This window comes from Paenibacillus humicus NBRC 102415 (assembly GCF_004000905.1).
In the GTDB taxonomy this organism is placed as follows: domain Bacteria; phylum Bacillota; class Bacilli; order Paenibacillales; family Paenibacillaceae; genus Paenibacillus_O; species Paenibacillus_O humicus.
Genome location: NZ_BIMD01000046.1, coordinates 26,060 through 38,561, shown reverse-complemented (window position 1 = coordinate 38,561; position 12,502 = coordinate 26,060). Strand labels below are relative to the sequence as shown.

The 12,502-nt window shown below is 60.9% G+C and carries 11 protein-coding genes and 1 riboswitch; of the genes, 2 read left to right on the top strand and 9 right to left on the bottom strand.

All coding sequences use genetic code 11. From position 1 onward, the window contains the following. From PHU01S_RS20975 to PHU01S_RS20940, 8 genes are all read right to left on the bottom strand, one after another. A partial coding sequence (locus PHU01S_RS20975) for an ATP-binding cassette domain-containing protein (protein WP_246029295.1) occupies positions 1 to 413 on the bottom strand: 413 nt, incomplete at its 3' end. Next, positions 410 to 1,498 carry a hypothetical protein gene (locus PHU01S_RS26430; protein WP_218032484.1) on the bottom strand — a complete coding sequence of 363 codons (1,089 nt, stop codon included), beginning with the start codon at positions 1,496 to 1,498 and terminating at the stop codon, positions 410 to 412. The genes PHU01S_RS26430 and PHU01S_RS20975, both read right to left, overlap by 4 nt. Then, positions 1,495 to 3,555: an alkaline phosphatase gene (locus PHU01S_RS20965; protein WP_246029294.1), complete on the bottom strand. Its 2,061-nt coding sequence runs from the start codon at positions 3,553 to 3,555 to the stop codon at positions 1,495 to 1,497. The genes PHU01S_RS26430 and PHU01S_RS20965 overlap by 4 nt, the downstream gene beginning before the upstream one ends. Positions 3,556 to 3,708: 153 nt before the next feature. Then, positions 3,709 to 4,368: a M15 family metallopeptidase gene (locus tag PHU01S_RS20960; RefSeq protein ID WP_246029293.1), complete on the bottom strand. Its 660-nt coding sequence runs from the start codon at positions 4,366 to 4,368 to the stop codon at positions 3,709 to 3,711. 247 nt (positions 4,369 to 4,615) lie between these two features. Continuing rightward, the gene (locus PHU01S_RS20955) at positions 4,616 to 5,119 is read right to left on the bottom strand and encodes a C40 family peptidase (protein WP_048747396.1); all 504 of its coding nucleotides are present in this window, start codon (positions 5,117 to 5,119) and stop codon (positions 4,616 to 4,618) included. 5 nt (positions 5,120 to 5,124) lie between these two features. Beyond that, positions 5,125 to 5,287, bottom strand: a riboswitch (cyclic di-AMP (ydaO/yuaA leader). A 239-nt stretch (positions 5,288 to 5,526) separates the two neighbouring features. After that, positions 5,527 to 5,766: a hypothetical protein gene (locus PHU01S_RS20950; protein ID WP_048747395.1), complete on the bottom strand. Its 240-nt coding sequence runs from the start codon at positions 5,764 to 5,766 to the stop codon at positions 5,527 to 5,529. A gap of 350 nt (positions 5,767 to 6,116) precedes the next feature. Then, positions 6,117 to 6,947 (bottom strand): hypothetical protein, encoded by an 831-nt coding sequence (locus tag PHU01S_RS20945; protein ID WP_127509732.1) that lies wholly within the window; start codon positions 6,945 to 6,947, stop codon positions 6,117 to 6,119. 27 nt (positions 6,948 to 6,974) lie between these two features. Next, the gene (locus PHU01S_RS20940) at positions 6,975 to 8,954 is read right to left on the bottom strand and encodes a M1 family metallopeptidase (RefSeq protein ID WP_127509729.1); all 1,980 of its coding nucleotides are present in this window, start codon (positions 8,952 to 8,954) and stop codon (positions 6,975 to 6,977) included. 178 nt (positions 8,955 to 9,132) lie between these two features. Here PHU01S_RS20940 and PHU01S_RS20935 point away from each other — a divergent pair, with 178 nt between their 5' ends. Next, positions 9,133 to 9,681: a YwhD family protein gene (locus PHU01S_RS20935; RefSeq protein WP_021879202.1), complete on the top strand. Its 549-nt coding sequence runs from the start codon at positions 9,133 to 9,135 to the stop codon at positions 9,679 to 9,681. Positions 9,682 to 10,025: 344 nt separating this feature from the next. On the opposite strand, the gene PHU01S_RS20930 is transcribed toward PHU01S_RS20935, so the two are convergent. After that, positions 10,026 to 11,048: a helix-turn-helix transcriptional regulator gene (locus PHU01S_RS20930; RefSeq protein WP_127509726.1), complete on the bottom strand. Its 1,023-nt coding sequence runs from the start codon at positions 11,046 to 11,048 to the stop codon at positions 10,026 to 10,028. A 139-nt stretch (positions 11,049 to 11,187) separates the two neighbouring features. On the opposite strand from PHU01S_RS20930, the gene PHU01S_RS20925 reads away from it, so the two are divergent. Next, positions 11,188 to 12,495, top strand: a complete 1,308-nt coding sequence (locus tag PHU01S_RS20925) for a family 4 glycosyl hydrolase (protein ID WP_049868706.1) — start codon at positions 11,188 to 11,190, stop codon at positions 12,493 to 12,495. Positions 12,496 to 12,502 lie beyond the last annotated feature (7 nt).

Genomic DNA, 12,502 nt, shown 5'->3' with positions numbered 1-12,502 from the left:
CGATGTCCGAGCCCGGCCTGCTCCAGCAGCTCGGCGGCCCTGCCGCGCCGGGCGCGCTTGTCGAGCACCCGGCCGAAGCTGGCGGCGGCGAGCACGTTCTCCAGCGCCGTGAAGCCGGGGACCAGCTGGAAGCTCTGATGCACATAGCCGATATGTGCGGCTCGCATGCGGTCGAGCTCCGCCTCGCGAAGCAGGTCCATGCGCTTGCCCATGAAGGTGATGGAGCCTTCCGTCGGCCGCGATATGCCTGCGATCAGGTGGAGCAGCGTGCTTTTGCCGGAGCCGCTCGGTCCGACCAGAGCCTTGCGCTCGCCTTGGCGCAGCTCGAAGAACGGGACATCCAGCACCGGCATCATGATGCCGCCTTGGATGCGGAACCGCTTGACCACTTGCTCCATGGAAATCAGCGTCATTTCAGCACCTCCGTCTTGTCGGCATTGATGCGGATCAGGCTGACGAATCCGGTCTCCTCGTCGGTCATGGAGCCGACGCTCAGCGTCCCGGTAATCTTGACCTGATGCTCGGTCGGCGTCATCTCCGAGCCTTTCGGCAGATTGACGACGACGATATCGGACGGCCAGTCCGCGTCGGAGGAGCAGAAGGGACAGATCGCCAGCGGGATGCGGGTAAGGACGAAGAAGCGGACGGTCGCCGTCAGCGGCGGAGCCATGTAGCCGATCATCTCCACCTTTTGCCCGTCGAGCTCCTTGAGTTTGTCGGAGAAGGTGAGTCCCCGCACCGTTTCCTTGCCGTACAGTTCGGAGAAACGGATCGTCTCGGGTCCGTCCAGGCTGGAGCGGACGGTCGGCGGAGCGGAGCTTGCCGGACTCGGCAAAGGCGAAGCCGAGCTCCCGGGCAGGCTTGCTTTCGGGCCGGCAGATGCCTGCGGAGCCGGAGAGGCGTCCGCGGCAGCCTTGGAGCCAGATGCAGCTGTACCGCCGGACGGCTTGCCGGCTTGCGGGGAAGCCGTCCGCTGCGGCTTAGCATTTGCCGCAGCATTTGCCGTCCCCGGCGCGGGGGACGCAGCGGCATTTGCCCCGCTGGCTGGTTTGACGCTGCCGGACTGGCCGCCTTCCGGCGCCTGGCCTGCCTTGCCGCCGGCAGCGGCGGTTCCTGCCGCTGCATCGACCGAGTCTCCGGCAGCGCTTCCGGCCTCGCTGTTCTGCGCCTGCTCGGTTTCGCCGCTTGTGCTGCTGAGGTCCGCACTCCCGGCCGCCGTGTCCGTTTTCGGAGCCGCTTGGCTCGCTGCCGGCGCTCCTTCATCTCCGTACCCTTCATTCGGCTCCGAAGCAGGCAGCGCTTCGTTCGGCCCGTTTGCCTCGCCGATGTCGGCACCCGCCGGCGCCTTCGCCGCCTCGCCGATGCCGGCCGAAACGGAAGAAGGCTCTCCCCCTGAAGGGAGAGCCTTGGTTCCGCAGCCGGCCAGCAGCAGCCCGGCCGCCGTCAGTCCCGCAAGCAGCGGGACCGGACGGAAGAGTGTTGCCGGGCGGCTCCTCATTGGCCGAGGGAAGCCAGCAGCGAATCGCTGGTAACGATCAGCCTGCCGTTCTCGCTTTTGAATTTCAGCGGCACCGGCTTGTTGTTTTTCTTCGCAATGCCCTTGTCCATATACAGCACGAGCTTGCTTCCTCCGGCGTTTACGAAGGTGACGTTTTTGGCGGCATCATAGGAAGTGCTTCCTCCGACGGACTTCAGGAAGCCGTCCAGCTCGATCCAGGTCTGCTTGTCCGGCTTGCTGCCGTCCAATCTCAGGCCGAGCGCCTGCGCCATGCCGAAGAACACCTCGGTATTGTCCAGCGTGCCTTTGAAATATTCGGAGCCCGGTCCGTGAGCCATCAGCGGCACGTCGTCGGCGGAGTGGACCTCGACGCTTTCGGATTTCGGCAGCGTGCCCGTATGGAGGTACTTATCCTTGTCAGGGGCGTCCGGATTGGCCAGCGTTCCCGGATTCGCGATATAGGCATCTCCGGAGAGGACGGCCGGAGCCTGGGGAACGGAGCTGAACTTGTAGTCCTCGTAATAATCCGGCGTGGCGCCGAAGACGACGGCGAGCTTGCGGTCGACATCCGGCGTATCCGGGAAGCCGTCCTTGTCGGAATCGGTGTAGGTCGGGAACTTGGACTGCTCATAGGTGCGTACGGCTTCGCGTCCCGTCTTGCCGTCGCCTTCCCAATAGGTGCCGGCGATGCTGGCGGAGTGGGCATGATCGGCCGTCGCCAGGACGAGGGTGTCGCCCGAGGCGTCCGCGTAGCGGCGAGCCTCGCCGATGGCTTTGTCCATCTCGATCGTATCGTAGGCGGAGCGCTCCCAGTCCATCGTATGCAGCTGCTTGTCGATGCTGGCTCCTTCGACCATGAGGAAGAAGCCGTTCTCGTTCTTGCTGAGCACCTCAATCGCTTTCTTGGTCATGTCCCACAGATTCGGCTGGTCGGTGAACGACTTGAGCGCCGCCGTGTTTTTGGTCGAGCGGTCGTAGTAGACGTTCATGTCGCCGGTATGGAACAGGCCGAGCAGCTTGGAAGGCGTTCCGGAGCTTTTCAGCCCCGAGGCGCTCTCCACGAATTTGTAGCCGGCTTTCTCGAAGCCGCTGATGAGATCGTTCTCGTCCTTGCGCTTGGAGCCGGCAACCGATTTCGGGAGGAAGTAGGCCGATCCGCCGCCCATGACGACTTCAGGCTGAAGCTTCAGCAGCATGTCGGCGATCTCCGGCTTGTCCGAGCGGCGGCGGGTATGGGAGACGACCGCGGCCGGCGTCGCGTCCTCGATCTCCGAGGTCGTGACGATGCCGACCGACATGCCGCGCGTGCGCTTCAGCATCTCGGCGAGCGTTTCGACCTGCGGATCGTCGAGCGAGCTTTCCGTATTGTCCGGATAGACGCCGAGGGCGTTCACGGCGGATTTGTGGCCGGTATTGTAGGCGCTGGCGCTGTTGGCCGAGTCGGTGACGATGGAATCCATGCCGGAGGTCGTGACGACGGCGCGCTGCTCCAGCTTGTCCATCTCCATGAGGCCGTTGTACTTGCCCTCGCTCAAGCCCTTGGACATTGCGCGGGCGATGGTGATGCTCGGCTGCGACATGCCGTCCCCGACGAAGAGGATGATGTTTTTCGCCTTCTTGCCGGCTGCGGAGGTGGTCACCGCTTCATAGGAGACCGTGCGGGACAAGGAGCCGGCCGTCACCTTAACGGTGTAGGAGCCCGGCTTGTCCAGCGTAACGCCGCGGATCATGAAGGAGGAGCTTGAGGCGGTGCTGGTTTTCTCGAAGCTTTTGCCGAAAAAGGCTTCCGCGCTTTTGCCGTTGATCTGGATGCTGACGGCCGAGGCGTTTCCGGTCCAGTCGTTCAATTCCACGCGGAAATCAAATTTGCTGCCCGCCAGGAACTTGGCATTATGGATTGGAGCCACGTAAATGGACGGCGTCGCTTTGGCCGTCGCGGCCGCTTCGGCTGCCGCCGCAGGAGCCGGAGTCAGCTCGGCCATTCCGATTCCTCCTGCTGCCATGGCGCTCGCAAGCGCCGCTCCGAGAAGCATTTTTCCTGCTTTTCCTTTCTTCATCTCCCCAAACCCCTCCGCTACTAGAAATGAATGCACTTCCACAGCGTAAGAGAGAATGATTAAGCAGGTGCTAACGATTTATGAATAATTGGTAAAATGAAGAAAACGCCTGCGAAGCCGCAAGGCGTTTTCATGCATGCATCCATTCGGCTGCTAGTTCTTCTCCTCGCCCGCGTTTCCATCCTCCGGAGGGCGATTTCCGTTTTTCAGCTCCCAGATCGAATAGCCGAAATCCATTTGCAGATGGGGATTGTCCGGGAACTGGGGCCAGTCGCCGCCCCATGTGAAGCCGAGACTCTTGGCGATCGCTACGACCTCCAGCCAGTCGGCTTTGCCGTTCTTGTTTCCGTCGTATTCCATATCCCAGATAATATCGCCTGTGCGGTCCTTGAGAGCGAAGTCGATCGCCAGACCGTAGTTGTGGTAGGATTCTCCGCCGCGGGCATGGGTAACGATGGAGCCTCCGCCATCCCGGCCTTTGCTGTACAGGACATCCTGCTCCGCCGAGCTGCGGAAGCCGTCGGTGATGACGACTTTGATGCCTTTGGCGGCAGCCAGCGAGATAAGCTCGTCCTTTTTCCGGTCGAGCACCGGATGCAGCTGCGTTACGGGAGGCACCTCCCGGTATAGTCCCGGAGGGACGACCCGGTCGAACAGGCGCGGCTTCTCCAGCTTGAACAGGGCTGCGGCTGCCAGTACAAGTCCTACGGCCAGCAGCAGGCAGCCGAGGCCGTTTCTGCGCCGGGTCTGAGTCCGGCCTGCGGACTTGGGGCTGCGGCCCTTTTGTCCGCCCGTCATAGGGCTTTGCTGCATGAAGGTCTCCTTTGCTCGTTCGCATTGTTCAAGCTTATACGAGCGGAAAGGAAAAAAAGCTTCAGGAAACGGCGGATCGGCATGGAATCCGTTTCCAGCTGGATCAGCGGGGGTAAGGAAAGGAATGGGCTGGAAATTGCAGCCGCCTTGGCGCCGACAAGTCCAAAAAGCAAACAAACCGCTGGCAGCCGCCCCGAAGGGCCGGCTGCTGCGGTTTGCGCAAGGGGGGATCCGGATTCAGGACAGGCTAGTCCACATCGGGACTGCCGTCAACCGTATCGGCTGGATCGTCGGCGTATTTTTCGTACTTGGTGTCGTCCATGATCCGGCGTGCGGACACGTAACGCTTCGTATAGTAGGAATCGCTCAGGCTGCTGATCATGACGCCTTTGCTCGACGAGGAGTGGGCGAACTTGCCGTCCCCGACATAGATTCCGACATGCGAGACGCCGCGGCCGCTCGTATTGAAGAACACGAGGTCGCCCGCCTTGAGATCGGCCTTCGCGACTTTCTTGCCCAAGCCTGCTTGGGAAGCGGAAGAATGCGGCAGGGAGATCTTGAATTGCTTGAATACATAGGACGTGAATCCGGAGCAGTCGAATCCGCTCGTCGTCGTTCCGGCCGTCTTGTACGGCGTGCCGACGAGATCGCTGATGACACCGTCCATTTTGGAATCAGCCGCTGCGCTGCCTACGCCTGCAGTGAACAGCAGAGAAATTCCGAGGATGAGGCTTGCTGCTTTCTTCTTCAAGCTTGAGTTGCTCCTTCCAGAGCCTACGAGGTTAGCTGTGGGGTTCGGTTGAAGGTTCCCTATGATTCCTGCGGCATGCGTGAGAATGACTGGCGACGCCCAAAATCAATTCACCCGGAAAGTGGTTCCCCCGTTTCCATGTTCAACGGAATTCGGCATTTTGAATGATACTGGAAGACATATTCTTGCTTTTCGCCGCTTCTCCTTCCGAAAACGACATTTTCTAATAATTCTCATGTTTCAAAGGGATGAGGACAGCGTTTACATCGCTGTTTATAGGGGAGCTATTCTCCCCGCAGCAGATGATATTGGCGACTCGTCCCGATTTCTGCGCCGTGGCCTGCAAGTCCAAAAAAAGCCCCGCCTTCTCCATGAGAAGGCGGGGCTTGCCTGATTCCGCGGCTGGATCAAACGGTATAAAGGACGTCTTCCATCAGGGTAAGCAGCCGGGATCTCATTCCGACCAGCTTCATCAGGGCTTCCTCCTGCAGGCTGCCGGCATCCGGGCTGAGCCGGGCGTGTTCGCTGCTGATCGCCTCAAGGGCCTTGCCGGCGTTGGGGTTCAGGTCGTAATGCTCAAAACGGTAAAGCAGCTCGGCGGTGGATTGGTGGAGCTCTTCATAATAAGCTTGAATTTGTTCGGTCATCGTTCGATTTTCCTCTCTGGTTTGATTATTTTCTCTATTCTGCTGTTCGATGTATGGGGGCGGCTCCGAGAGAGCCGGCGATTGTGTGTGCGGTAAACTGCGCTTACAGCATGCCCATTCGTTGTTTTCATCGCTTGCATCTGTCGATGCCCGTCACATCCGGAGGCAGACAGCGGATGGGGAGCGGGAGCCCGTCAGTCTGCCGAACGCCGGGATTCGATATCTGTGAATCGAGCGGAACGATAGGATTCCCGATTGCCTGAGAAGTTATTAAACCGGCAGGCGCTCTTTGAAAACAAGTCCTAATTGTCAGAGAATTTTCACAATTGTACGATGGAATTATCGCTTTGTCAACTAATGTGACGCGAATCCTCCCAGCAAGCGTACTGTGATGTCAGCAGCCACAAGTCGAGCAGCGTGCGGACCAGATGATAGGCTTGCTGGATGACGAGGGCGGCCAATCCGGCCCATCCCATCGCTGCGGCGCTGAAGCCGGCCCCGATGACGCCGGAGAAGAGGAGCAGGATCAGGCTGAGGCCCGCCATAGGGAGCAGCCGTCTGCAGGCGCCCGACACGGACGCCGAAACTTTGAGCCTGGATACCGCTCCGAACTGGAGGGAGAGGCTGAGCAGATGCAGAATCCCGATCCACAGCAGCCACGCTGCCGCCCAAGGCAAGATGCTGACGGCGATTTCCTGCAGAGAGGAGCCGTTCCTGACTACATCCCACGCCCGGGAGCCCAGCCACCAGAGAGGAGCGGCGGCAAGAAGCGTTTCCGCCCAATAGAGAAGGAGGACCGGCTTCCATGCCTTGCGCATGCCCTGAAGGAATAGGGTGCCGCCTTCATGTCCCGCCGCCGCATGGTGGATGGAATAGAACAGGCCGGCATTGATGAGCGGCGTGACGATCATGCGGGAGAGGAGCAGGGCGGCCAGCGTCCACAGGAACGGCTGGGCGAGATCGGTCTTCATGAGCCGGAACTGGGCTTCCGCCCAGAACAAGGCATCCGCCCCTTGCGAAGGCTCGTTCGCTCCGGGATACCGCCGAAGCAGCGGTCCGATAATGGAGTCGACATAACGGTAGAGGAAAAATCCCCACAACAACCGGTACAGGAACAGGGCGACGGCCACAGGCAGATGTTTGATCGTCAGGCGCCACCCTTGCTTGAGATAAGTAGACACGTTTGAGACTCTCCTCTCTTCGGGCCGCTACCAGGCGAACGCTCCCGCAATCCATTCCAGCAACTTCACGATGCCGAGGCTGATCCGGACCTCCTGCTTGCGGGGAGCCTCGGCCTTCAGGAAGTTGTTCATCTGCCGGTTGTCCAGTACGTTGGTGCGGTCCGGATCGACCGCGGCCCAGAGCAGCGGGGAGGGAGCGGTCAGCTTGTAGAGCATATCCGATTCCACCCCGTCCCAGGTGCGGGAGGCCGTAGAGCCGTCGGCGAACTTGAAGGTGACCGGAACCGGACCGTAGACGCCGCCGCCCCGCTTGACGAGTACGTCGGACTCGTACATTTTGGAGGCGCCGGAGTCCGCTGCCTTGGAGACGCGGATGGAGGCGACTGAATAGTCGGCCATCTCGCCTCCGTACACGAACTGGCTGAAGTAGTCGTCCCAGTTCTGCTTGCTGACCTGCTCGACGACTTTCTTGAAGTCCGCCGTGGTCGGATGCTTGAATTTATATTGGTTGAAATAGGTCCGCATGATCTTGCTCATGATGTTTGTGCCGACCCGGTTCTCGATGCCGGTCAGCACCAGCTTGGCGCGGCTGTAGACATTGTCCGCATACCGGCTGTGCGAGCCGAACGACCAGGAAAGCAGCTTGAGCGGGGCCGGATCGGTGACGTAGCTCGCTTCCAGCGCCGTGCGGGGCTCCACTCCGTATTCGCTTTCCATGACCTTGTCCTCGGAGTAGGAGGTGAAGCCTTCGTCCAGCCAGGCTTCCTCGAACTCGTTGGAGGCGACCATGCCGTACCAGTACTGATGGCCGATCTCATGCACGACCGTCCGCTCCAGACTGTAGCCGGGATTGTCCGTCTCGGCGGCGAATGCGGTCACGAGCGTCGGATATTCCATGCCGCCGGCGCCATTGGCCCCTTTGGGAGGAACGACGATGGAGAGAGTGCTGTACGGGTAGCTGCCGTACCACTGGGCGTATTTGGCCAGGGCCGATTTGGCGGCGTGCATGTAACGCTCTTTCTGCTCCTTGTGCAGCGGGTCGAGATAGAGCTTGATGCGGACTCCGGGAACGCCGGGAGCGGAGAAAGGCTCCTCGCTGTAAAGGAAATCGGGCGAGGCGGACCAGCCGAAGTCATGCACGTCCTCGGCATAGAACGTATATTGCTGTCCTCCCTTGGCCGCTTCGAGCTTCGTCTGGACGCCGGTGGCAGCGACTTTGTAGCCGACGGGAACTTCGATCTTGACGGAATACACGCCGAAGTCGCTGTAGAATTCCGAGTTGCCGTGGTATTGGTGCACGTTCCAGCCTTCCGCGCTGCGCGTGCCGGTGCTGGTCGTGTTGTAGGCCGCGATCTTGGGGAACCACTGCCCCGCCATCGTGAAATCCCCCGAATAGCCCATGCGGGCGAACACCTCGGGAAGCCCGACGGTGAAGCCGATCTGGAGCGTGACCTCCTCGCCCGGAGCGACCGGCTGCGGCAGCTTGAGCTTGGCCAGCGTGTAGTCGTCCTTGTTGCCGTCGTCCGGCTGAACATAGTGGACCCGAGGCAGGAGGCTCTCTCCATCCTCCGTCTTGAAGGAGTCGAGGCGCATGTAGCCGGTGCTGCCGGCCGTCGCCTTGTCGTCCCGGAGCTTTCCGCCGGATTCCTTCATGAACGTGGTTTTATCCGACAAGAAGGCATTCGGATACAGATGGACATACATGTCCGACACGGTTTTCCGTCCGGGATTCTTCCAGGTGACCGTCTCCGTCCCGGTCAGCGTGCGTCCGCTCAGCTTGACCTGGATCTGGTAGTTGGTCACTCTTCGGGACAGCGGCTCCGCTTCCGGCTCCGGGGCGGGAGAGCTCTCGGCCGCCGGCTCCACGCCGGGTTCATTTCCGGCAGCGGCAGCGGCATATGTATAAGAAGTAAGTCCGTGATGTCCGCTGCCTTGGAACGGGGCGAGAAGAGATGACGTGAAGAGCAGGGCGAGCAGCAGTGTTTTGCAAGTTCGGCTTGAGGCCATGGACCGGTTCCCTCCCGTTGACAAGCTTCTAAGGCATGTATATGTTTGCTTTTGCCTGATTATTAGCTAAAATGGAATTTATCCGGACGAACTCCCGGCCCGTCCCGCCAGCTAGCGGTTTGACGGGCTTTTATAGCCATTTTGGACTTCATTATTCACACGGAAGAAGGGATCAGCAATGGAAGAAAATCAAGGAACGCCATCCCCGGGCAGCCCGGAGGGAGAAGCGGCGCAGCCGGCCAAGGGCAAGCGCTCGCTGTCGCTCAACGTCGTGAGCAGCAAGGAGCATCGCGGCTTCGGAGCGGGAACGATCGATCTCAGCCGCGTATCCTCGGTCATCATCGACGGCGGCGAGGCTTATATCGATAACGGCGCGATTCATGCGAAGAGCAAGATAGAGAAGGGCATCAAATTCCTTACGGACAAGGAAGCCGTTCCGAACGGCCGTCCGTGCTGGATCGTGTGGGTAGCCGTCGACCGCGACGACGAGGGCTCCTACTACGCGGGAGCGACAGCCTGTCCGATGACGGTTGATCCGGAAATCCGCCGCGGCTGGAAGATTCTCGCCCAGCATGTCAACAACCTGGACTATGCGATCAAGCGCCGGTTCATGCTGGAGGAGCTGCCGGCTTCCGACAAGCAGGCGCTCAAAAAGCTGCTGATCGAGAACAACGCCGAGTGGTGGGAGAATTCCCCCGCGGCGCTCAAGGAACAGCTGGAAGGCTGAGCATCCAGGCTTCTCATCCAACCTCCGTCGGCCGCTTCGAGCGGCTGCTGCGGAGGTTTTTTTGTCGGGCTCATTTTCTCCTGTGAGCAGGAAATGGGTTATACGGGAAGGAATGGGAAGGAAGGGTGAATCATCTTACGAGAGGGGGGTTCGTATCTTTAGCGGATTCGGGTTCAGCGGCATGCTCGTGCTGGTAGTGTTCATTGTCCTTCTTATATGGCTGATAAGGAAACTGATCCATAAATAACTTCTCCATCCTTAAAAAGGGCTTGCAGCTGACAGCTGCAAGCCCTTTTCGGCCAAAGCGTCGCTCCGGCCTGCGCGCGGGGAGGCTGCCCGGATGCCTATCCCTCCATGCCGCGGCGGCTCAACGGCGTCAAATAGTGGGCGGCGCCTTCTCCGGCGGCACGGCGGAACCCGGACGGGCTTTGACCCGTCCATTTGCGGAACGGGCGGCTGAAGCTCTGCACGTCGCGGTAACCGACCGCATGCGCGATCTCCTCCACCGCAGCCGGCGTTGCGGCCAGCAGGCGCATCGCCTCCTGCTCGCGGAGCATGGCCAGATAGCGGCCCGGGGACATGTGGAACACCTCCCGGAACAGCCTGCCGGCATGGCGGCTGCTGAGGCCGATGCGGGAAGCGAGAGTCTCGATCCGGGGCATGCCGGATTCGCCGTCCCATGCCTGGGCAAGCGCTCCTTCGATTTCGGCCGCCAGCCGTCCGGCAAGGGCTTCCCGTCCGTAATCCTGGCGGTCCGGCTCAAGCCGCAGAGATTTCTCCGCAGCGGCCATCATGGCGCATGCCTCGCCGAGGACGGCGAGGCGGGAGCCTTGTTCCGCAGCTTCGTTGAGCAGCCTGTCCATTTTAGGCGCAAGCTCGAGAGCGAGGCTGGAACCGGCGGAATACAGGACTTTGTTTTTTCGCTCCAGCAGCTCGGTCAGGCCGAGATCATCGCATTGCAGGTGGAACACGGCATAAGTGAGGCTGCCGCTGCCCGCGCTGCGGAATTCGTGAATCTGCCCCGGATGGATCAGCACGAAATCTCCCGGATGCTGAAGGAAGGAATCCTTGCCGGCAATGACCTCCTGGACTCCCTCCAGAACCAGGTTCACTTCCACCATCCGGTGATGCACATGCCGCAGACTGGTGAATCCTTGCCGGACGTTATTGACCTGCAGCCCGTACAGGTACAGCCGTTCCGACAGGCTCTCCAGCATAAAAGGGCGGTAATCGCGGGTTTCCAAATGGCCGAGCTCCTTTTCATCCTGCAGGAAGGGATATAGGCGGCGCGAACCTCCCGCCGCGAGTGCTTCCTCCCCGTATACGCGGCGGCTGCGTCCGCAGGGAATGTCCGTTTTGGCTAACAATAGCTTGGCGATGAGCCGGGATGGTTATTCCGTCCCTGCCGATCTTCTCTCTACAATATAGAAGAACGGACTTCTGCGGCAAGCCCGGCATTTTGTCCGGCGCCGCAAGTATCGAAGCCGTCCAAAGGAGCAAAGCGGGATGAAAATCGTTCTGATCGGAGGAGGCAGCTTCGTGTTTGCACCGACCGTCCTCGAAGACTGCATCGTCAAGCATCGCATGGAGGGAGAGCTCGTGCTGGTGGACTTGAATCTGGAGGCGGCCGCCGCGATGGCAGGAGCGGGCCGGGCTCTTGCCCGGCAGCACGGGGTCGATCTCCTCGTCTCGGAGACGGACAACAGGGAAGAGGCGCTGCCGGGCGCGGACTTCGTCATCCTCTCTGCTGCTCCGCAGGGAGCGCTTCGCTGGAAGATGGACTTTGATATCCTGAAGCAATTCGGACTGGACGACCAGGCTCGGGAATGCGGGGGACTTGGCGGCATGCTGGGAGCATTCCGCTCCATCGCCATGGCCATGGAGCTGGCCCGGGACATGGAACGGCTCTGCCCCGCAGCCCTGCTGCTCGATGTCACGAATCCGATGCCGCGAGTCGTGACGGCCGTGGCGAGATTCAGCTCGGTCGGGGTCGCCGGATTTTGCAACATCGCCCATCGCAGCGGGCAAGGCTATGGCTTGCTGCCTGGCCTGATCGGCAGGAAGCCGCATGAGGTGGACATCGTCACCGGAGGCCTGAACCATTTCGCCTGGGTGCTCTCCATGAAGGACAAGCAGAGCGGAGCGGATCTGCTGCCGGAGCTGAGGAGCTTCGTGGAACACGGGGATTGGAGCGGCTTGGACGAGGATCTGCAGCGGGAGCTGGACGTCATGAAGCGCTGGCTCGGGCAGTACGGGGCGGTGGCGGCGGGGGCTGTCGATCATCATGCCGAGTATTTGCCCGTACAGCCGGGAATCCGGTATCCCCAGGAGCCGCCTTATCACGGCTCGGCCGCTGAACGCAGCCTTCGGCTCGAGGAGCTTCGGGCAATCGCCGCAGGCACGCTCGATGCCAAGGACTCCGGCATCTTCCGACACGGTAGCTGGGAGCATCCGGTTGGTCTCGCCTTGTCGCTCGCCGCGGGAAGCGACGGGCGTCTGGACATTCTGAACGTCGCCAATGGCCATGCGATTCAGGAGCTGCCGCCGGAACGAATTGTTGAGGTGCCGGTCCGAGTTCGCGGCGGCAAGCTGGAAGCCGAGCCTCTTCCGGAACTGCCGCCTGCGCTGGCGGAAGTCATCCGCCAGCTCTCCGACGTGCATGAGCTTGTAGCTCAAGCCGCGGTTGCCGGAGACCGGAAGCTTGCCCGCAAGGCAGTCGATCTGGATCCGGCTATCGAGGATAAGGAAACGGCTTATGCAGCGCTGGACCGGATGCTGGAGGCGCATGCCGACCTCCTGCCGGCGTTTGCCTGATGGCAGG

Excerpts from the sequence above, each read along its gene's own strand:
- PHU01S_RS26430 (WP_218032484.1), bottom strand. The coding sequence starts at position 1,498 with ATGAGGAGCCGCCCGGCAACACTCTTCCGTCCGGTCCCGCTGCTTGCG.
- PHU01S_RS20965 (WP_246029294.1), bottom strand. The coding sequence starts at position 3,555 with ATGAAGAAAGGAAAAGCAGGAAAAATGCTTCTCGGAGCGGCGCTTGCG.
- PHU01S_RS20960 (WP_246029293.1), bottom strand. The coding sequence starts at position 4,368 with ATGCAGCAAAGCCCTATGACGGGCGGACAAAAGGGCCGCAGCCCCAAG.
- PHU01S_RS20950 (WP_048747395.1), bottom strand. The coding sequence starts at position 5,766 with ATGACCGAACAAATTCAAGCTTATTATGAAGAGCTCCACCAATCCACC.
- PHU01S_RS20940 (WP_127509729.1), bottom strand. The coding sequence starts at position 8,954 with ATGGCCTCAAGCCGAACTTGCAAAACACTGCTGCTCGCCCTGCTCTTC.
- PHU01S_RS20935 (WP_021879202.1), top strand. The coding sequence starts at position 9,133 with ATGGAAGAAAATCAAGGAACGCCATCCCCGGGCAGCCCGGAGGGAGAA.
- PHU01S_RS20925 (WP_049868706.1), top strand. The coding sequence starts at position 11,188 with ATGAAAATCGTTCTGATCGGAGGAGGCAGCTTCGTGTTTGCACCGACC.